Below are 20,631 nucleotides of genomic sequence, written 5' to 3'. Positions count from 1 at the left end.
TTAATCTTTCACATATGTTTCTAGAAGAGCCCGGGCGATGAGTTCGGGCTCTATTATTGGCAACATATGATCCGCAACAGGGCTGTAATAAAACCGCCCATCTTTCAATTCTTGTGAAAGCTGGCGTAATTCATCTTCTGGAATAATTACATCACGACCGCCGGCTGCCACCACAATCGGATAATTTATCGCCTTTAACCAGGCTGTAGCGTCTGCCCGGTTGACCATGGCATATTGGCACATGGCGATTCCCCGTGGATCGGATTTTTCCATCACCCTTACCAGTTTTGGCAGCAACGCTGATTGTTCCGTCAACCGGGGTGCCATAGATTTGATAATGGAAGCACGCCCATTCTTCAAAACTTCCCGGCGGCTCTCCAGACGAGCCGCCATCTTTTCAGGAGTATCAGCCGCCGCACGGGTGGCGATTAACCCGAGCCCAATAACCCGGTCAGGATAGGTGTGTGCCATTTCCATGGCAATATATCCGCCCATGGAATGTCCTGAGATTACCGCCTGTTGGATATTGAGCCTGTCCATCAGCCGAATCACATCTGCTGCCATCTCCGGGATGGTGGCTTCTGTTCCCGTGATGGGGGATCTTCCCAATCCGCGTACATCTGGAAGAATGCAGCGGACTTTTTCTTTCATGATATTGGCTATAGGCAGCCAGGTGGTATGATCCAGCGGAAAACCGTGGATAAAAATAAAAACCTGACCACTTCCAAATTCTTCATAAAAAAGATCAACCGGTAAATTATTCATCAGATTCCTTTTTGTGATTGTGAATTGTAATTTTTGCCAGTTCCAGGGCTTCTTCCCGTGTTGATATTTCTCCAGAAGCCTGGGCTTCCTCCAATTTATCTAAAACATCACCGATAATTTTCCCTGGTTCAAGCGAAAAATGCCGCATGATATCGTCGCCAGAAATAAGGCGAGGTGGTTGCACCCAGGTTTCCCGTTTATCAAACCAGCCTTCCAGATATACAGAAATCTTATCCAACACGGCTGTCCAGGCTTCCTGTTCTGGCAATGTATCTGTTCGTGAAAGGGAATCCGCCAGACTGAGAAAACAGGTATCCACGCCAAAATCTTTGGCTGACCGGTAATATCTGTAAACATTGCGTCGGGAAGGCAGAGTATCCTTCATAATGGGAAAATGTGGCTTCATATGACTTTCCGTCATGACAGATAATCCATCTACTTCCACCTCGCTGAGCGCCAGAGATTGACCAATTCTTCTTGTTATTTCAGCACCAACCGTCTGATGTCCATAAAAATGGATCCGGCCATCCTCACCCGTTTTTGCCGTGACTGGCTTACCAATATCGTGTAATAACGCGCCCAGCAATCCAAGACTTTTACGGGTTCGGAATGGATTAAGCGAGTGGTTGTAATGCTTTTGAATATCCTGCCTGAATTTACCCAATTTCCCGGCGGTCAATCCAAGCATCAGGTTTCCACCGTCTTCCAGCATACCTTCCGGTGCAATGAACAGGTCTAGCAATTGATCCAGATGTTTGACAGCAGACAGGGTGTGCTCCCAGACATTCATGGTGTGCGGAAGGGATTGTTGAACTCCTTTGAGTTCAATCAATTCCGGGATTAATTGAGGAAGAACATTGAACGAATCCAACAGCCGAATGGCACTGGCCGGATGTGGGCTGTCTAACAGTTTGAAAAATTCATCCCTTTTTCGTTCAGCAGATACATGCTTCAAACCCAGACTGGCTTCCCGGATCATCTGGATAACGCCGGGAACCATGTGCAAATTGAATCCAAGCGCCATTCGGGCGGCCCGAATGGTTCGCACAGGATCATTGATAAAAGCATGCTCGGAACAAGGCCTAAGCAGTCTGTCTTTAAGGTCCTGCCTTCCCCCCAGCGGATCCTTCCAATCAGTGGGATTATGCAGCCGATATGCCACCGCATTAATCGTAAAATCGCGATTTTTCAGGTCTTCCTCAAGTGTTTCTGCCTGAAAACGCCCGAAATCAACCACATCGGTTTGCCCATTTTCTGTTATCAGAATCCGGTACATGCCTCGGGAATCATCCAGGGTGAAAAAGTTGCCACCCAGTCTATCTGCTGCCTGCCGGGCAATCTGACGCGGATCAAAAGGAAATATCAGATCAATATCATGGCTGAGTTTTCCAGCCAGTTGATCGCGCACCGAACCACCCACCAGCCAGGCATCGGCTGAAGGTTCAATAACATCCCGCAGACGAAAAATTATGTCCAGGGAAGACGTATTTGCCTGTTTAATCATAGGCACAAGTCCAATGGATTATGGTTGGTATCGCTCCAGGTCAACCACTCCAATAAAGGGAAGGTTGCGGTAGAAATCATCGATATCAAGACCATATCCAAAAACGAATTTATTCGGGATCGTGAATCCAGTGTATTTCACCGGCACATTAACTTCGCGGCGTTCCACTTTATCCAACAGGGTACAGATACACAGGCTGGCCGGATCTCTGGTTTCAAGGAGTTCTATCACTGATGCCAGAGTGTGACCGCTGTCAATAATATCTTCAACCAGAATGACATGCTTGTCTTGAATGGAACAATTCAGATCAAGAGTGATGCGAACCTGTCCTTGAGATTCTCGCCCTCCCACCCCGTAAGAGGAGACGGCCATAAACTCAATCGCAAGCGGTGTATCAATATGACGGATCAGGTCCGTCAGGAACATTACACCGCCCCGCAGGATGCAAATTAATAAAATTTCTTTACCGGCATAATCACGGCTGATTTCCGCCCCTAATTCGGTGATCCGTTTCTGTAATTTATCTTCAGGAATCAAGACTTCAGCTAAAAAATCGCGATAATCTTTCATGGAGGAATCCTCTATTTACCTGTAAGAAATTGGCGTCAAGATCGGGGGACTTCATGGTGGGCGCGGCAGCGGGCTTCATACATTTCTGCTGCTCCCACAATAACAACCGGGTCACTATAACGGGCAGGCTTCCCATTGACCAATCGTTGTGTCCGGCTGGCCGGACCGCCACAGACCATGCAGATTGCCTGCAATTTATCCACGCGCTCTGCCTTGGCCATCAATACAGGCATGCAGCCGAAGGGTTCTGCTCGGAAATCCGTATCCAAACCAGCTACAATTACACGGATACCTTTTTCTATTAATTCATCGATGACATCCAGAATGGCATCATCGAGAAATTGAGCTTCATCAATCCCGACGACCGTGACATCGGGTTCCAAAAGAGAAAGGATTTCCCGCGCCGTGGCAATAGGAACTGCATCAAAAGCAGACCCGGCGTGTGAATTAATCTGTTCTGCTGAATAGCGCATATCGATGGCCGGTTTAAAAACCTGCACTTTCTTTCGTGCGATCACAGCCCGTCTGAGACGCCTGATCAATTCATCCGTCTTGCCGCAGAACATCGAACCGCATACTACTTCAAGAGAACCAATCGTATCCGTCATGCCATCCTCAGAATATTTTTGGATTAATTCTATACCAAACCTTCACCCGGCATATTAAAAATTTCAGGCAGGTAATTTTCGTACCTGCCTGAAGTGTTTTTCTGTCCGTTGCGCTTAAGCAGCGGCTTCTTCGGCACCAACCGGGAGTTCGTATCCCATCTGGCGCAATTTTTTCTTGAGATCAATCAGAGATTTGCGGCCGAAGCCTTCAATAGCCAGAACGGCATCTTCACCCTCGCCTAACTTTGCAAGGAACTGACCAACATTGGTAATTCCGGCTTTAGAGAGGGCATCAGTCGGACGGTTGCCCAGTGCCAGTTCGGCAATGGGTCGTTCGGGTGAGACTTTAGCGCTCTCGCGGGCTTTTTGAGAATCAACAATATCCTGACGAGCCTGCAATTTTTTGTAGAAGCGGTCAACCTGTCCTTCAACATCCAGAATACGCTGCTGCTGGCCGGTAAAGAACGGGTGGCATTTTGAGCACACCTCGGTGTGAATCACTTTCTTGGTGGAGCCTGTTGTCCAGGTATTGCCGCAGGCGCAAATCACCTGGGCATCGGTGTAATACGTTGGGTGAATACCCTTTTTCATTACGAATTACCATCCTTTCAAAGGAATTGACTGCATCCGGCAATCCATCTGATGGTTGACGGTGCAGCAGCCTTGCCTTTTGTTATGCCGCCGCTGTTTCTGTAACAGGGTCAACCGAGACCATTTTCTGGCCGTTCGGCAGGGTGGCAAACACTACGACACCTTCTGCAGTCGCAAAGAGGGTATCATCTTTTCCGATGTCAACATTATGACCGGGTTTGATGTGAGTACCACGCTGGCGCACGAGGATGTTGCCTGAGAGAACATGCTCTCCAGCGAACTTCTTCACGCCCAGCCGCTGTGAATTACTATCGCGTCCGTTGCGGGTTGAACCGCCGCCTTTTTTATGTGCCATTGTTCCTACTCCAGTACGATCGATTTGATCATCAAGCGGGTATATTTCGCGCGGTGACCAGTTTTGACACGGATGCGTTTCTTCGGGCGGTATTTGAAAACCACCACTTTCGGACCTTTAACCTCATCTTCTACGGTGGCTTTGATGGTGGCCCCTTTGACGCTGGGCGTGCCTACTTTGACGGTATCACCGTCAACAACCATTAAAACCGAATCCAGGCTGATTTCCTGGCCGGCTTCGACGGTCATGCGGTCCACATCAATTGTGGTACCTTCGACGGCTTTGTACTGCTTGCCGCCACATTCCAAAATGGCATATTTCATTACGCCTCTCCAATCTTCACTTCGCCGCAGACCGCGTCTTGTTTCATTGACCCGAGTTGCGGGGAAGTTGGGGGTTGAAAACCGCCGGTTCCCCGGCGGTTTAATCGGTCGGGATAGGGATCCCATTTCTTGTGACGTCTTTTTTGCGTCACCAGTGCCTCCACAGAGATTCGAACTCTGGTTTTAGCCTTGAAAGGGCTGCGTCCTGGTCCCCTAGACGATGGAGGCAACGGACAAGATTTTACCAGATAGTACCCTGTAGTCAAGGATTTTTCAGGGTAATTTTTATCCAATTTTTCCGGTCATCTGCAGCAGGCTGCCCACTGCCGCCAGACCGAACACCACAATGATCAATCCGGATATGCGATTGACCCAGATCAAGCCGGTGGCGGTAAATTTCTGCCGGAACAGGCTGACCAGACCCGAAAGGCACAACCACCACAACGCCGACCCGATCACCACACCCAACACGAGCAGGCCGGCTGAGGTATACCCTCCATTAGTCGCAGCCAGTCCCATTCCGGCAAACACAGCAGCAAAAGACAGAATAGTCATCGGGTTAGTGATCGTCAGAAAAAAGGTGGATAAATAATCTCCCCAGATAGACGTGCTGGATGCATTGGCCGCCTGCTCCGCCGGCCGTGAAAATAGAGTTTTCACGCCAAGGTAAATTAGAAAAGCGCCGCCAATCAAACGCAGCCAGAACTGCTGGCTGACTAAAAAACTGGAGATGAATGTCAGTCCGAACGCAGCCACACATCCGTACATTCCATCGGCGGTGGCAGCTCCAAGCCCGGATACCAGGCCGGAGATACGCCCGCTGCTCAGCGTCCGCCGAATGCACAGTACCCCGATTGGCCCGACCGGAGCTGCAATGGAAAAACCCATGATGATCCCTTTGATGATGACCGGCAGTTCCATGATTTTCACTTTCTAAAAAGAAACCATATATGGTAAATCAATTTAATATCCCCAGTTTTTCAATAAATCGTTATGCCTGATAATGAACCCTCAAACATCTAGATGACATGTATCATTCCAACAGACTACGTTATAAAAAGTATGGTTTTGTTCAAAAATATTAATCGCACATGGATCTTGATGAATTCGCCAGAAATGATCCTTCCCTGCTCCAAGAATAGACAATAATATCATGCGATTAACAACTGTATGACTTACCAGAACAATCGTGCTGTCAGGGTGTTTTTCACATAATTCTCTGATTGTGCTCATGGCACGCTCTTTTACCTGGGTCAGGCTCTCGCCTTCAGGAATATACGCCATTTCTGGTATTTCATACCACACCTTAAGTAAATCAGGCCATCTTTTATTTACGTCTTCAGGTGTCAATCCCTGCCATTCACCATAATCAATATCATTCAATCCATCGCAAGGAACTACCGGCAAATCACAGAACTCTCCGATCTTTTTGGCTGTTTCTAAAGCTCTCCCCATCGGACTGGAGTAAATAGCAGTGGGTTTCCATTTTTTCGATATTTTCATGCCCGTTCTGGTTGCCTGATCAAGTCCAGTTTGATTAAGAGGTATATCGTACCTACCACGAAATCGTTCAATTCTATTCCATTCAGTTTGACCATGACGTACTAAGATAATCTTGACTGACATAAATATCTATCTCCTTGTAATTTTCCCTGGTTATCTTTCTTCACATTTCGACATTCCAATGAATTCAAGTAATTTGCACTTTTGATAAAACGGGAACCATTATTTCTTGAATAGCTCGTATTTCATAAAGAAAAAGATTTTGTTTCTTCGAAATAATTGAAAAGCGCATCAAATTCTCATTATGAAAAATGGAAAACCATCTGTGTTGCTTCTTAATCAAAAAGTCTCTATACACCCAACAGGTTGTATAGAGACTATCAGCCAATTTTGGCAGTATGCTGCTTTTTTGCGAGTCTCATCGCTATATTTATTATAAGCATCGAAAAATTTCCCGTCAATAAAAAGTCGAAATTATGATTTATAATAATTTCCGTTGGTGATGAGGCTCACCCGAAACCGTCCTTTGACTGATAGCCTCTACTGAATTCTTCAGTGGAGGCTTTTTATTTAAATAATCCAATCCTTAATACCAGTTCAGAATAATTCACCTTTATTAAAACAACCAGAAATATTATTCCAGTTCCGAGTTAATCAACCCGGTTATGTGGTTTGATCAACTCTGAAAGATATGTAAGGAAATAATTGGTAAAAATGGAAGAGACAATTTTTGATATCGAAATGAGTCAACCTGGGCGGCCGACAGGTCAGTATTATTCTACAGAACAAAATCAATTACGGCTCGCCAGAATACTATATCCAGAAATTGTATTACCTTTCGATATCGGATTTCTTCCAAATACAATTACATCCCAGGGGGATCCACTGCAGGTTATTCTTCTGGGCAATGCTTCTCATCCGCCGAAAACGCAAGTTCCTGCACGCATTTTAGGCGGAGTACAAACTAACGGAACACCACCATTCCTGTTGGCTGTTTCTGTAGCGGATGATAATTTCAAAGCAGTAACTTCATATACCGATCTTTCAGATCCACAACGTACCGAGTTGTCTCGTTATTTTCAGCCGTCAAAAGATGGTGCAATAACCTGGTTGGATACGAAGACAATAAAACCAATAATAAAGGAATCGGCTCGCAATTTCCGTTTGATTAATAAGGCAGGGTTTCAGCCAGCTTCTCAACCTACCTGGAAACCCGTCGATTCTCACCATCATATTACAGGCTATGACGAAACAGAGCATTACACACCTGCTGAATACACTTTTTTCCAGCTCCCTTATCATATCCAGCATTATGTAAGTGAACATCTGGCTGATGATGAACGTATTCTTTACGCTCTCTACCGTCCCCCTATGCGAAGTCTCAAACATAAATCCTGGCTTGGTAGAGAAAAAATCAATGCAGGTGTTCTGATTTTAACGACTCAACGATTAATCCAGCTTGTTGAGTTAGTGCCATTGGGAGATAGTGGAGTTCGTTACGGCTTTAATGCGAAAATAGGCCCATTGGAACGTTTGATCAGTTTCAAGTGCGATCAAATAGGGGAAGAGGTAATGCTTCTACAAACCTCCTGGGAAGCCTCTAAAGGTGTTGAAATTCTAGAATGGGAAGCACCACTATATTCTCGGTCTGCTCTTTTAGAAATGACGGAGATATTGGCCAAATTTTTACCCCAAAATATCAATCCCAAAACTTTGCGTCGGGCCGTAATTTCTCACCCAACGGATCTTCCGGCTCTTGTTGATCCAGCCAGTAATAATCCACAATTGGAAAATTCTCTGAATCAACATTTTTCTGAGATACTTCACACTCTTCTAAAACCGGATGAAATTGCATTTGCCTGGGCTTTGTGGCCATCCTGGTATGAAAATACTGGTTTTGCCCGAGTATTAATTGTGACTGACAATCGTGCACTCGTAATCTCTGAATCAGAATTAAAAAATGACAGTAAACAGGAGTATCCATTAACCCAAATTGCAACTTTAGAGTATGCAGGATCAATAATCCATTCACATATTTGTTTTAATATTATCGAAAAAGAAACCTCTCGATCAATTCAATTGAATTTTCCTTATCCGGCTGAAGGAGCATTCCATAAATGTTTTGAAGCCATGCGACGCTGCATGGCTGTTTTACCGCTCTGTGACAACGATAAATAATTTAGATAATCATTCTTGCCTGTAAAGATCTTATAAAGATATAACCGAATACAGGCGGAATCTTGTATGTCTTTAATATATTAAATAATCACCTTGCTTTGTAAATAATAAGAGCACCTAGAGCGAATAATACTGTGGCGTAGGTGAATCCGACAATAGGATTAAATGCCGACCACAATGCTCCAACGATGACACTGGATAAAAAGTCACCCAACCCATTTATGGTAGCTAATACGCCATACCCGGTACCTCGAACATCTTCAGGTAATAAATCAGCTGCTAAAGCTCCTTCCAGTGCATCTTCAGCAGCAATGAAAGTGCCGCCTAACCCGAAAAGTAAACCTAACATCCAAACAGACGGAACAGAGACAATCCAACCTATTCCCATGATTGCTGCAAGTAAATAGCCCAGTGTTAATAAACCTCGTTTTCCAATACGATCGGATAATGCACCAATTGGATAAGACATTCCTGCGTAAAAAACATTGTGAAGGATATAAAGAGCAATCGCTGTTTGCCCCGCAACTTTTGCACCTAAATCAGGTGTTAATACTTCAATCGCACGTAACGTCAGCAGACTGTGTGCAAAATCTCCCGCGCCAAAAATACCGACCCCAATCAAGAATATCTTGAATCGCTTTGGAAGAGTGGAAATGGTTTGGAAAAGGTTCCCGTTCCGAGCTGGAGTACGAGTTTGTTCTTTAATAAAGAAAGCAAAAGATAAGGCAGATAAAATGCCAGGGATGAGTGTGATCCAGAAGATTTGCCGGTATGTTGTCTCCGAACCATTATGTCCCGCAAGTAAAGCAGTCAATCCTAAGGCTAAAATTGGGCCAGTTACTGCTCCCAGAGTATCTCCCGCACGGTGAAAACCAAATGCCCTTCCACGAGCTTCGGGAGAAACGGATTCAGCCAACATGGCATCGCGAACCGGACCTCTAATTCCTCTACCAAACCAACCAACCGTTCTTATTAGCAGGATGCTTCCCCAGCTATGAGCCAATGCAAATAGCCCAGTGGTGATCCCTGTAAGTAAATAACCAAGTACAGCAATTGGTTTCCGCCGTCCAATTCGATCACTAAACCAACCTGCCCCCAATTTTACAAAGGATGAAACAGCATCGGCCACACCCTCAATAAAACCAAGCGATGCAGCAGGTGCTCCAATTGAAATCAAGAATAAAGGTAAGATCGATGTCGCCGCTTCGTGTCCAGCATCGCTAAAAAAACTGGCTAATGCCATTCCTATTACATTCCGATTTAACCAGGTCTTGGGACTCTCTTCAATCTTGTCGTTTATTTCCATAGTCATGCTTCTCCAAAGTTTGGGACTTATATACCCAAACCTATATTAAAAATAGAAATCTTGTGTCATCCTATGTGATAGCGGAATTCTTATTTTTTACAGAAACGCAATGCCGTGTATTGGACGATTCTGGCAGAATTCATACCATTCGATTTTCCTGTTATTTTTGGGTATTAAGCATCAGCAAAGCTTGAACAATATCTCGCCTGTCTATTGTTCCTACCATTTTTTCTCCTTGCATAACAGCCAATGGATGCTTGCCTCGATTAACCATCATTTCTGCGGCTAACATTAATGGATAATCCTCCGGGATACGAATCACATCAGGGTTCATCAAATTTTCAACAGGCGTCTCTGTCCACCTATTAATAAGACTTTCCTCTACCTGTCGTTGCATAGGGCCTCCAAAACTTGCAGGAATTGGTAGAGTAAACAAATCGCGAATTCCCAGAACACCTAAAACTTTTTCATTCTCTACAACAAAGACTGTTTCTACCTTTTTTTGGATCATAACTTCAGCAATGGTTCGTAATGAACTTCGAGTTGATACAACCATAAAATCTTTCTGCATAAAGTCTTTAACAATCATCTCTAACTCCTATTCTTGAAAATCGATGGACCATTTTCTCTTTATGAATTGCAATACAGATTGTCATTTAGAAAGATTTTTCGGAATAAAAGCAATTCGTCTCTATTTATGAAAAAAGCTTCTACCAAAAGGTAGAAGCCATTAACCAAATAATATGGTATACCTGCGAGCTTCATCGCATGGGTTTTGTTTTTATTATTTTACACCTCTTATCAGGTTCGTTCAATTTTTTCGTCAAAAAGGCTTTACAAAGATGAATCAATTCGGTGGCTTTCAAAATTCACGGTTCAATATTTGACCTGCATATGGCCGCCTCATATCCCGGCTTGCTTACATACGGTCCCACCGGATAGGTTTCCATTAACGCCGGATTAAACGGAGCCAGTAAACGCGGCAGTTCAACCCCCTGCCCGCCTTTTACCCAGTTCCAGGCATCCTCTTTTAAAAGCATAACCGGCATGCGCTCATGCACCGGAGATACAACCTCGTTGGCGCTGGTGGTGATGATAGTGCAGGTTTTTATTGGCTCCACCTCACCATCTGGCTGCCAGATTTCCCACAACCCGGCAAAAGCAAAAGGCCGGCCGTCTTTTCTTTTGAAATAATAAGGCTGCGTCTTGCCTTTTCCGAAAGCCGGTTTCTGCCATTCATAGAATCCATCGGCGAAGATCAGGCAGCGCCTCTTTTGAAATGCCTGACGAAAGGATGGTTTCTCCGTCAGAGTTTCCGCCCGGGCATTAATTAGCTTGTAGCCAATAGCCGGATCTTTTGCCCACGAAGGGATCAACCCCCAGCGCAGCCATTCTGCCTTTCGAGACACTGCGTCAGTGGCGGCCAGAACCGGCTGGCCAGGTGCCACGTTGTATCGCGGTTCCCAGTTCAAAGGGATTTCACTCAACCCAAGCTCATCACTCAAATCAGCCAGATCAAAAGCAATCGTAAAACGTCCGCACATAACTTAAGTATAGCGAATTTTTCTCCTACCTTTACTCCACTGCCCGATCTTCAACAGTTTGCCTCCTCCGATGTCTGATCGTCAACTCAAGTAACTTTCCCGATGCCTGATCTTCAACGCAATTGCCGCCTTCCGCTGCCGAGTTTCAACTCAACTGACTCTTCCGCTACTTGATCTTCAACGCAATTGCCGCCTTCCGCTGCCTGAGCTTAAATTGTCTGACTCTTCCGCTGCCTGAGCTCGTCGAAGGCAGATTCCAACGCCCTCCGCAAATGGGTTCTACACACTATCCCATCGGAACACCCCCGGATTTTCATCAAGAATAAAAGCAGCGCATGTTCATTCGGTATAATTACCGTAATCCTGAAGATCACGAGGGACATATGCCTGATCCAATTGTGGAATGCATTCCCAATTTTTCTGAAGCACGTCGTCCGGATGTGGTGGAACAGATCATGTCCGCCATCCGTTCTGTGAATGGCATCCATATCCTTGACCATCACTCTGACCTTGACCATAATCGTACAGTTGTAACCTATGTAGGCACGCCCGGTGCTGTGGAAGAAGCGGCCTTTCAAGCCATTAAAACCGCAGGAAAACTGATCAATCTCGACCAGCATACCGGCGAACACCCCCGCATCGGAGCGACAGATGTGGTTCCGTTTGTGCCCATCAGCGGAGTGACCATGCAGGAATGCGTGGAGATGGCCCGCCGTTTAGGGAAACGTGTGGGTGATGAATTATCCATTCCGGTCTATTTATATGAAGCGGCCGCCGCTCGCCCTGAACGTCAGAACCTGGAAAACATCCGGCGCGGGGAATATGAAGCCTTGAAAATTGAGATGGGTGTGAACCCGGACCGTAATCCAGATTTCGGGCCTTCGAAAGTTTCCACCGCTGGTGCAACCGTGATTGGCGCCCGCGCTCCATTGATTGCCTTCAATATCTACCTGACTACCAATGATGTTACCATTGCACAGAAGATCGCCAGATCGGTGCGTAATTCGTCCGGCGGTTTCCGATACGTCAAAGCGCTGGGACTTCTGGTCGAAGGCCGCGCGCAGGTTTCCATGAACCTTACCAATTTCCGTCAGACTCCGGTTTTCCGGGTGATGGAAGCGGTACGTTCTGAAGCCGCTCGCTACGGTGTGGCTGTGCATCACAGCGAACTGGTTGGCCTGATCCCGCAGGATGCTCTTCGTGATTCCGCCGCCTGGTATCTGCAGCTCGATGGTTTTGAACCGGATCAGATTCTCGAAGAGAAATTGAATCAGGTACGGTTGGAAAAAGCCGCAGTCCCTGCCATTCCGGGCAAAGATTTCCTGGATCAGTTGTCTGCCGAAACACCCACTCCCGGCGGCGGCGCGGCAGCCGCATATGCCGGTTCGGCGGCAGCCAGTCTGGTAAGCATGGTAGCCCGGTTAACAATCGGCAAAAAGAAATATGCCGCTGTTGAATCCCGTATGAAGCTAATCATTGAACAGTCAGAAGCATTGCGCCTTAAGTTATTAACCTCTATGCAGGAAGATTCTGCCGCGTTTGAAGCATTTATTACTGCCAGTAAATTACCAAAAGAAACCCAGGAAGAACAAACCCAACGGGCTCAAGAGATGGAGAAAGCCACCCGCACAGCCATTGATGTTCCAATCAAGACCGCAGAACAAGCCTTGCAGGCCATGCAACTGGCTCTGGAAGTGGCTGAGGCCGGGAACATCAACGCCATATCCGACGCCGGTTCCGCCGGTGAATTGGCCAAAGCCGCCATCACGGCAGCCGGATACAATGTGCGGATTAATTGCCAGGGGTTGACCGATTCTTCAACCGCGCGCAACTATATGGAAAAAGTCCGTGGAATCGAAAAATCTGCCGCAGACATTCTGGCAAGGCTGAGAACTGTCTTATCCACTCGTGGGAATTTTCCACTGGAATAAATCCAATACCTTGAGGAGCACGAAATGGGACTTAAATCGGATAGCTGGATCCGCAAGATGGCACAAGAACATAAAATGATCGAACCCTTCGCTGACCGACAGATCCGGCAGGGGGTGATTTCGTATGGAGTTTCGTCCTACGGATATGATATCCGTGTGGCAGATGAATACAAAATATTCACCAACGTTTTCTCTGCCGTTGTCGATCCGAAAGAATTCGATCCACGGTCAATGGTCGATTTCAAGGGAGATGTTTGTGTGATCCCCCCCAACTCCTTCGCCCTTGCCCGGACGGTAGAATATATGCGCATTCCCCGCAGCGTATTGACCATCTGCCTCGGGAAAAGCACCTACGCCCGCTGCGGCATCATTGTCAATGTAACCCCCTTCGAACCAGAATGGGAAGGTTATGTTACGCTGGAAATCAGCAATACCACTCCACTTCCAGCCAAGATTTATTCCAATGAAGGTATTGCCCAGGTTCTCTTCTTCGAAGCTGATGAAGGCTGCGAAATTTCTTATGCCGACAAGAAGGGTAAATACCAGGGACAGCAAAATATCGTTCTGCCAAAACTCTAAGAGGCTGCACTACGAATACAACCCGAAAGGTACCATCATCGTTTGCTTCTTTGCAAATCACACCGCCATTCGGCGGTGTGCTGTTGGGTGCCATTTTATTCCTGATTGTTGTGCTGTTGACTGGAGAAGGTATTGTCCGTCTCGGAATCCAGGCAAATCTATGGCCAGAACCGTTGCTGGGTACAGCCAATGCAGAGATGGATATCAAGGTCCAGGCACTTGACAGACTTGTCAAACAGCAACCGGTTGACTGCCTTTTTCTGGGCAGTTCCCAGCTGGATACAGCCATCAATCCAGGTGTGTTTTCGGATGAATATCAAAAACTGACGGGTGAAACACTTCATTGTTATAACTTCAGCCTTGGCACTCTGACAGCCGGACCGGCTGGCAGAATTGCCACATTACTGGTGTACCGTTACCATCCTAAAATGCTGGTCCTCGGTATTTCTGCCCGCGATTTCTCCCGTGATTTCGGTGAGCTGGCCCGCCCGTTGACAGATGATCCCTGGGTAAGACACAACCTGACAGATCAAAACCCCGGCGGTTGGCTCACGGAAAATTCCCTCTTCTATCGCTTTCTGGGACAAATACGGGTTGCACTCGATCCCGATTACCAGGCATTGCGCAGCCGTATGCTTCAACAACTCGCTCCAGATGGATTCCTTCAATATACCGGCAATACCCTGACCATTGATACCACCAGCTTCATCCCCAAGTTTAAATTGAATGCAGAAGACCTTTCGGGGCTGGATGAAGTCATGGCATTAAAAGATCAGGGTGTGCATATCATTCTTCTGGAAGTGCCTGTGTATCCCGGCTTTTTACCCGATTATGTGGAAGGCAGCGAAAGAAAATACTACACAGCTTTCCGAGCTCCGGTTCAGAATCGCATTGATGTTTACCGTGTGCCTTTTATTTATTCCCAGGAAGAAATCGGTTCGTTGATTCGTGATTCTCAATGGAATGATGTGAAACACCTCAATACCAGCGGCGCAGAATCTTTCAGCGTATGGGTTGCCCGCAAGATCGCGGGAGTCTTGCAGCATGACACCTCAACCCATACGATTTGGAATAATGAATATGGAAATCATTAGTCTTCCATTTGTGTACTTTTTGGCCGCGGCATTGGGGGTGTATCACCTGCTTCCCCGGCGCGGGCAGAACATCTGGCTGCTGCTTTGTTCGCTCTATTTCGCCGCGTCCTGGCGCTGGGAATTTGCCGTCATACTGGGCAGCTCCATTCTGATTAATTACCTGATTGCCCGGAGAATAGCGGCAGGAATTTTACATAAAAAAGCCTGGCTGTGGGCTGGTATTGGATTGAATACCGCTGGATTGCTCTTTTTCCGATTCGCTGCCACCGGCTACATTGACCTGATCCTCAGGGTTTTATCAGGTGGAACTTCACTCTCCACCAAAATCCTTCTGCCTATCGGATTTTCCTTTTATACCCTTCAGGCCATTGCCTATCTGGTCGAAGTGTATCAAAAGCAAATCTCACCAGAACATGACCTGGTTGATTTTGGCCTTTTCCTGGCGTACTTCCCACACCTGATCTCAGGTCCAATTGAACGAGGAAAAAATCTGCTTCCACAGATCAAACAAAACCGCCTCGTGGGGAACAACGAGCTGGCCGAAGGCGGCTGGCTGATTCTGACCGGACTTTTCCGCAAGCTGGTCATTGCCGGTACTCTCGTGACACTCTTACCTGAAGGAATATTCGCCCGCCCGATGGAATTCGCCGCCAGCGACCGGTGGATTGCGATATTGATCTACGGAATCTGGTTGTATAACGATTTCGCCGGTTATACCGGCCTTGTACGGGGAATCAGTCTCCTCTTCGGAATCCGTTTATCGCCGAATTTCAAGCAGCCGTTTTTCGCGCACAATATGCTGGATTTCTGGAACCGCTGGCATATGTCATTATCCTTCTGGCTGCGAGACTATATCTTCTTCCCCATCCAGAGATTTCTCATCCGGCGAGGATTTTCTGCCGGCAAACCGGCGCGTATCATACTGCCGCCATTGGTAACCATGCTGGTCAGCGGGATTTGGCATAATGCTACCCTGGCCTTGCTGGCATGGGGTGCACTGCACAGCCTGTATCAAATGGCAGACCATTTGATCTCTCAGAAACCCGGATTCATTTCACCGAAAAAACAACCACGATGGAAACAGATCCTTTTTTCTCTGCGGGTATATTGTCTGCTGCTGCCAACCTGGATGCTTTTCGCCGCCGGCAGTTTGAAACTGGCCGCCGGATTTTGTTTGTCGTTATTCACCGGCGGTGGCACCACTCGTTTTCGCCTGTTGGAACTGGTATTTCCGATGGCTGCCCTCATGGTTTCATTTTTCCTCGATGCTTTTCAAGAAAAACATGGTGAAGAACGAACGGTTTTTTCCTTCCCTCGACCTGTGCAATCTGTAGTGGTTGGATTGGGTATTTTATGTGTAGTATTAAGTATTCTTTGGAGCAATATCCCATCTGCCGCTTTTGTTTATCAGGGTTTCTAATCCATTGACAAGGAATTACTATGACAGACAACTGGTATCAGAATGCCATCTTTTATGAAGTGTACGTCCGTGCTTACCGTGACAGCAACAATGATGGAAATGGCGATATTCCCGGTTTGATTGAAAAACTGGATTACCTCAAAGACCTTGGCGTCGATTGCCTGTGGCTTCTCCCTATGTATCCATCCCCGCTGAAAGATGACGGATACGATATTGCCGATTACATGCATATACATCCCGATTTTGGGACAATAGAAGATTTGAAGAAATTGCTTGATGAAGCCCACAAACGTGGAATACATGTGGTGGCTGACCTGGTTCTCAACCACACATCTGATCAGCATCACTGGTTTCAGGCTGCCCTCAAAGATCCATCTTCACCCTACAAGGATTACTATGTGTGGAGCAAAACAGGCAAAGAATTTGCCGATGCCCGTATCATCTTTGTAGATACCGAGCCTTCCAATTGGACCTATTCCCCTGAAGTAGGCGAGTATTACTGGCACCGTTTTTTTGCATCACAGCCTGATTTGAATTATCGCAATCCAGCTCTGCAGGAAGAAATGCTTAATGTAATGCGCTTTTGGGCGAAGTTGGGATTGGACGGTTTTCGGGCAGATGCCGTTCCCTATTTATTTGAGCGGGAAGGCACAAACTGCGAAAATTTACCTGAAACTCATGATTACCTGAAAAAAATCCGCAAAGTACTGGATGCCGAATTTCCCGGTCGGATTCTGCTGGCAGAAGCCAATCAATGGCCGGCAGACGTACGCGAGTATTTTGGTGATGGTGATGAATTTACGATGGCCTTCCATTTCCCATTGATGCCGCGCATCTATATGGCCATGAAAAAAGGCGATCCAGCTCCCATCCAATGGGCGATTGAAAACACACCGTCCATTCCTGAAGGCTGCCAGTGGTGCACTTTCCTGCGCAACCATGATGAGTTGACGTTGGAGATGGTCACTCCGGAAGAACGCGATTGGATGTGGCAGCAATACGCTCCGGATCCGAAGATGAAACTGAATCTGGGTATCCGCCGCCGATTTGCTCCACTCATGGATAATGATCCTGCAAAAATGAGGCAGGCCGAAGCCATTCTCTTCTCTCTGCCGGGAACCCCTATCATATATTACGGGGATGAAATCGGCATGGGCGACAATATCGACCTTTTTGATCGAAACGGCGTTCGCACTCCCATGCAATGGTCAGCTGAGGCACCCAATGCCGGCTTCTCCGATTCCAATCGGCTATATGCCCCGGTGATCAATAGTCCGACCTACAACCCGCAAAAGGTGAATGTGGCTGACCAGCAAAAGGACCCGTCTTCTTTTTTGAACTTCATGAAACATCTTATCCGTCTGCGCAAGGAACGATCATTCCTGGCTGGCAGCCAGATCAAATTTATCGATGCAGGCAATCCTTCAGTACTCTGTTATCTCCGTGAAGATGGCAGCCGCAGGATGATGGCTCTTCATAATCTTGGTGAAGATACTGTCAGTGTAGCCCTTGCCGGAGTATTGGATGTCTCTCCCCGAAAGGAACTGCTGACCAATACAGTAATTCCACAGGGATCAGAATCAATCCAACTGAAGGCACACCAATCTGCCTGGTTGGAATAAAAACGCCACAGATAGAATCAGGATTTCTTATCAGCCAGTACCCGTAATACCAGACCTTCCCACGGCGAGAGGTCGATATGATCACTCTCAGCCAATCCTGACCGGTCCATGCCAGTTGAAACGATAATCTCCAGTCTGCCGAAACGCCGCAAATTGAGGCGCATGGTGGTATCTCCCAGATTAAAGACGGTGATGATTTTTTCATCCCCGGCTTCTCGCAGATAGGCGAAGCAATTTTCTGGCACGGGGTCAATGCTCTCATAACGACCAGAGTGCAGGGCTTTTGATTGTTTCCGGAACGCCAGAAGGCGCCGATAAAGATTCAACATGGATGTCGGGTCTTTTAATTCGGTCTCCATATTGATTGTTTTGTAATCATCCGCCAGTGGAAGCCAGGGCGTGACACCTTCTGATGTGAAACCAGCATTGGGTCCAGCCGTCCACTGATTGGGTGTACGGTTCTGATCTCTGCCAGTACCCGGAACACGTTTGCCCCAGGGATCTTTTTGTTCCTCCAATGGAATGGTCACATTGGTCTGGCCGAACTCATCGCCATTGTAGAGTGTGGGGGTACCGCGAAGTGTCAGAAGCAGCATGGCCGCCTGTCGGGCGATCAATGGCCCATAACGTCCGGCAATGCGCGGCTCGTCATGATTACCCAGTACATAATTCGGCCATCCCCACGAGGGAGTTACTTTTTCCACGTTTTCTACGATTTTGCGAAGAACGGTTGCCTTCCAGGGCGCGACCAGGAGGGCGAAATTGAAGGGCATATGCAATTCATCGTTGTTCTGGCCGTAATACGTCGCCCATGTTTTCCAATCTGCTATATGAATTTCGCCCACAGAATATCGTGGAGGGGAGTAGGAATCCAGTATTTCCCGTAATTCCTGATAGACAGCGTGCACATCAGGATGTCCCTTGTCGTATATATGCAACAGTTTGTCATAGTCACCGGTTTTCTTTAACTCACCTTTTGATGGATCCCGGTTGATTGGATTATCGCGAAATTCAGGATCTTTAAGAATGTAATGTGCCACATCAATTCGGAAACCGTCTACACCGCGATCCAGCCAGAAGCGGTAGATATCAAACATTGCCTGACGAACAAGAGGATTGCGCCAATTCAGATCAGGTTGTTCTTTCAAAAAAGAATGCATATAGTACTGGCCTGTTGTCTCATCCCATTCCCAGGAAGATCCTCCAAATACCGCCAGCCAGTTATTCGGAGGTGTACCATCTGGCCTGGCATCCCGCCAGATATACCAGTCTCGTTTGGGATTGTCTCTGCTTGACCGTGATTCGAGAAACCACGGATGCCGGTCAGAAGTATGGTTGGGGACAATATCGATGATCACCTTCATGCCCCGTTCATGGGCTTCTCTCACCAACCGGTCAAAAACAGCAAGGTTCCCGAAAATCGGGTCAACATCACAATAGTCAGACACGTCATACCCAAAATCAGCCTGGGGAGACGGGTAGAAGGGAGACAACCAGATGGCATCCACCCCCAGTGTTTTGGCCAGATAATCCATACGGTTGATCACTCCCTGCAGATCGCCAATGCCATCGGCGTTGCTGTCCTGAAAACTACGGGGATAAATCTGGTAGATAACTCCGGTTTTCCACCAAAGCGAAGCGTCCTTTTCCATACGTCTCTCCATTGTGGTCCTGTTCCAGCTTATTAATAGAAAAATTTATGCTCTATCTTGGAAACTATGACCGTTTCCCGGCTTATTGCCCTGTTATCAGATACAGATGCATACAAAACCCCGGGATTGAGTCAAAATCCTGATAGAAAAGTCTCTTTCATACCCGGGATAGTGTTGAATTCAGGAACTCCAGACTCACAGGCATTTCCTCTTCGGGCAGATTGTGAATGATTATGGGTCCCTGGAAATCGGATTCTTTCAGCAATCGCAGATAGCAGACATAGTCCAATTTTCCTTTTCCTGCTGGAAGCCGCACCAATTCATCAATACTGGCATCATATTCACCGACATCTTTGGCATGCGCCAGGACTATGAACTTGCCCAGCCGTGAAAACGCATCTTCGAAGATCTCCTGCTGGCGTTCTATATCCTGGGGAAACAATAAATTAGCCGGATCCATAACAATTTTCAAGTTATCTGAACTTATTTCATCCAAAAGGCGAACCGCTTTGTCAACAGTGTTGACAATATTGGTGACTTCCGGTTCAAATGCCAGCAATACAGAGTTTGATTCGGCAATTCGCACCAATTCACGATAGGTTGATATCATCACCTTCCACGCTTCCGTGGAATCATTATTCGGATGAGACCGCCACATATGGTCTGGATTACATGTACCGGTGCTGAGAGTGACCACCTGCGTCCCCATATCACCGGCAGCTTCGCATAAGGTGCGAATCCCGGTAACACCGGCTTTTCGAACATCAGGATCAGGATGAGCCGTATTGAACGTTCCTGAAATGGCCGCCAGACTCAAACCATACGCCCAGAAAGAAGCGCCTATTTCTCCCGCTTTGCCGTGTGGCAGTGAAGCCGGCACCGTAGGCAGACCGAGTACATTCAAATTGAATTGTACACATTCGAACCCCATATCGTGAATGCGTTCCAGAGATTCTTCGAATGTCGGCCGTTTTACTTCCCGTACCATCACACCTAAGGCAAATCTGGAATTGATCATAGAGCTCCATCCTTCTTCCTGCCATATATCCGGTCATAGGGCTGCAAAAACGACAACAAATCGGAAAA

Annotated in this window: 21 protein-coding genes, 1 tRNA gene, 1 pseudogene and 1 riboswitch; of the genes and pseudogenes, 6 read left to right on the top strand and 17 right to left on the bottom strand. The window is 47.0% G+C overall.

What is annotated here, in order from left to right; all coding sequences use genetic code 11:
- From LTAR_RS01880 to LTAR_RS01835, 12 genes and pseudogenes are all read right to left on the bottom strand, one after another.
- Nucleotides 1–765, bottom strand: a complete 765-nt coding sequence (locus LTAR_RS01880; RefSeq protein WP_062420460.1) for an alpha/beta fold hydrolase — start codon at nucleotides 763–765, stop codon at nucleotides 1–3.
- Complete coding sequence (locus LTAR_RS01875; protein WP_062420459.1) at nucleotides 758–2,269, bottom strand: tRNA nucleotidyltransferase/poly(A) polymerase-related protein; 1,512 nt, start codon at nucleotides 2,267–2,269, stop codon at nucleotides 758–760. Before LTAR_RS01875 ends, LTAR_RS01880 begins: the two co-directional genes overlap by 8 nt.
- An 18-nt stretch (nucleotides 2,270–2,287) precedes the next feature.
- On the bottom strand, nucleotides 2,288–2,839 hold the full coding sequence (gene hpt, locus LTAR_RS01870) for a hypoxanthine phosphoribosyltransferase (protein ID WP_062420457.1): 552 nt from the start codon (nucleotides 2,837–2,839) through the stop codon (nucleotides 2,288–2,290).
- Between the two features lie 35 nt (nucleotides 2,840–2,874).
- Nucleotides 2,875–3,447: a thymidine kinase gene (locus LTAR_RS01865; protein WP_062420455.1), complete on the bottom strand. Its 573-nt coding sequence runs from the start codon at nucleotides 3,445–3,447 to the stop codon at nucleotides 2,875–2,877.
- A gap of 114 nt (nucleotides 3,448–3,561) precedes the next feature.
- Nucleotides 3,562–3,846 carry a DNA-directed RNA polymerase subunit alpha C-terminal domain-containing protein gene (locus LTAR_RS17330; protein WP_236686562.1) on the bottom strand — a complete coding sequence of 95 codons (285 nt, stop codon included), beginning with the start codon at nucleotides 3,844–3,846 and terminating at the stop codon, nucleotides 3,562–3,564.
- Nucleotides 3,832–4,038 (bottom strand): annotated as a pseudogene (gene rpmE, locus LTAR_RS17325) (50S ribosomal protein L31); the annotation flags it as partial. The pseudogene rpmE and the gene LTAR_RS17330, both read right to left, overlap by 15 nt.
- A gap of 82 nt (nucleotides 4,039–4,120) precedes the next feature.
- The gene (gene rpmA / locus LTAR_RS01855) at nucleotides 4,121–4,393 is read right to left on the bottom strand and encodes a 50S ribosomal protein L27 (protein WP_062420453.1); all 273 of its coding nucleotides are present in this window, start codon (nucleotides 4,391–4,393) and stop codon (nucleotides 4,121–4,123) included.
- 5 nt (nucleotides 4,394–4,398) lie between these two features.
- A complete protein-coding gene (gene rplU, locus LTAR_RS01850) occupies nucleotides 4,399–4,716 on the bottom strand; it encodes a 50S ribosomal protein L21 (RefSeq protein ID WP_062420451.1) in 318 nt (105 codons plus the stop codon).
- Nucleotides 4,716–4,868, bottom strand: coding sequence for a hypothetical protein (locus LTAR_RS17100; protein ID WP_158423374.1), 153 nt, complete (start codon nucleotides 4,866–4,868; stop codon nucleotides 4,716–4,718). The genes rplU and LTAR_RS17100 overlap by 1 nt, the downstream gene beginning before the upstream one ends.
- A 3-nt stretch (nucleotides 4,869–4,871) precedes the next feature.
- Nucleotides 4,872–4,944, bottom strand: a tRNA-Glu gene (locus LTAR_RS01845).
- 57 nt (nucleotides 4,945–5,001) lie between these two features.
- Nucleotides 5,002–5,637: a LysE family translocator gene (locus tag LTAR_RS01840; RefSeq protein ID WP_062420449.1), complete on the bottom strand. Its 636-nt coding sequence runs from the start codon at nucleotides 5,635–5,637 to the stop codon at nucleotides 5,002–5,004.
- A gap of 90 nt (nucleotides 5,638–5,727) precedes the next feature.
- The gene (locus tag LTAR_RS01835) at nucleotides 5,728–6,342 is read right to left on the bottom strand and encodes a histidine phosphatase family protein (protein ID WP_062420448.1); all 615 of its coding nucleotides are present in this window, start codon (nucleotides 6,340–6,342) and stop codon (nucleotides 5,728–5,730) included.
- Nucleotides 6,343–6,708: 366 nt separating this feature from the next.
- A riboswitch (Fluoride riboswitch) is annotated at nucleotides 6,709–6,769 on the top strand.
- Between the two features lie 164 nt (nucleotides 6,770–6,933).
- Between LTAR_RS01835 and LTAR_RS01830 the strand changes: the two genes are divergently transcribed.
- On the top strand, nucleotides 6,934–8,397 hold the full coding sequence (locus LTAR_RS01830; RefSeq protein WP_062420446.1) for an inorganic diphosphatase: 1,464 nt from the start codon (nucleotides 6,934–6,936) through the stop codon (nucleotides 8,395–8,397).
- 88 nt (nucleotides 8,398–8,485) lie between these two features.
- Here LTAR_RS01830 and LTAR_RS01825 read toward each other — a convergent pair whose 3' ends face one another.
- The 3 genes from LTAR_RS01825 to LTAR_RS01815 form a co-directional block, all read right to left on the bottom strand.
- The gene (locus tag LTAR_RS01825; RefSeq protein ID WP_158423373.1) at nucleotides 8,486–9,703 is read right to left on the bottom strand and encodes an MFS transporter; all 1,218 of its coding nucleotides are present in this window, start codon (nucleotides 9,701–9,703) and stop codon (nucleotides 8,486–8,488) included.
- A gap of 160 nt (nucleotides 9,704–9,863) precedes the next feature.
- Nucleotides 9,864–10,292 carry a CBS domain-containing protein gene (locus LTAR_RS01820; protein WP_062420443.1) on the bottom strand — a complete coding sequence of 143 codons (429 nt, stop codon included), beginning with the start codon at nucleotides 10,290–10,292 and terminating at the stop codon, nucleotides 9,864–9,866.
- Nucleotides 10,293–10,572: 280 nt separating this feature from the next.
- On the bottom strand, nucleotides 10,573–11,247 hold the full coding sequence (locus tag LTAR_RS01815; protein ID WP_062420442.1) for an SOS response-associated peptidase: 675 nt from the start codon (nucleotides 11,245–11,247) through the stop codon (nucleotides 10,573–10,575).
- 383 nt (nucleotides 11,248–11,630) lie between these two features.
- On the opposite strand from LTAR_RS01815, the gene ftcD reads away from it, so the two are divergent.
- The 5 genes from ftcD to treS are packed head-to-tail and all read left to right on the top strand — an operon-like array spanning nucleotide 11,631 to nucleotide 17,893.
- A complete protein-coding gene (ftcD, locus tag LTAR_RS16795) occupies nucleotides 11,631–13,178 on the top strand; it encodes a glutamate formimidoyltransferase (RefSeq protein WP_139044386.1) in 1,548 nt (515 codons plus the stop codon).
- A gap of 24 nt (nucleotides 13,179–13,202) precedes the next feature.
- Nucleotides 13,203–13,757 (top strand): dCTP deaminase, encoded by a 555-nt coding sequence (gene dcd / locus LTAR_RS01805; RefSeq protein ID WP_062420441.1) that lies wholly within the window; start codon nucleotides 13,203–13,205, stop codon nucleotides 13,755–13,757.
- A gap of 50 nt (nucleotides 13,758–13,807) precedes the next feature.
- A complete protein-coding gene (locus LTAR_RS01800) occupies nucleotides 13,808–14,851 on the top strand; it encodes a hypothetical protein (protein WP_062420440.1) in 1,044 nt (347 codons plus the stop codon).
- Entirely contained in the window at nucleotides 14,838–16,271 is a 1,434-nt protein-coding gene (locus tag LTAR_RS01795; protein WP_062420438.1) for an MBOAT family O-acyltransferase, read from the top strand. The genes LTAR_RS01800 and LTAR_RS01795 overlap by 14 nt, the downstream gene beginning before the upstream one ends.
- A 20-nt stretch (nucleotides 16,272–16,291) precedes the next feature.
- Entirely contained in the window at nucleotides 16,292–17,893 is a 1,602-nt protein-coding gene (gene treS / locus LTAR_RS01790; protein WP_062420436.1) for a maltose alpha-D-glucosyltransferase, read from the top strand.
- 17 nt (nucleotides 17,894–17,910) lie between these two features.
- Here the strand turns inward: treS and LTAR_RS01785 are convergent, their stop codons facing one another.
- A complete protein-coding gene (locus tag LTAR_RS01785; protein WP_062420435.1) occupies nucleotides 17,911–19,545 on the bottom strand; it encodes an alpha-amylase family glycosyl hydrolase in 1,635 nt (544 codons plus the stop codon).
- 157 nt (nucleotides 19,546–19,702) lie between these two features.
- Nucleotides 19,703–20,563 (bottom strand): sugar phosphate isomerase/epimerase family protein, encoded by an 861-nt coding sequence (locus tag LTAR_RS01780; protein ID WP_062420433.1) that lies wholly within the window; start codon nucleotides 20,561–20,563, stop codon nucleotides 19,703–19,705.
- Nucleotides 20,564–20,631 lie beyond the last annotated feature (68 nt).

The sequence above is a fragment of the Leptolinea tardivitalis genome (genome assembly GCF_001050275.1).
In the GTDB taxonomy this organism is placed as follows: Bacteria; Chloroflexota; Anaerolineae; order Anaerolineales; family Anaerolineaceae; genus Leptolinea; species Leptolinea tardivitalis.
This window is presented reverse-complemented; position numbering and strand designations above follow the sequence as displayed.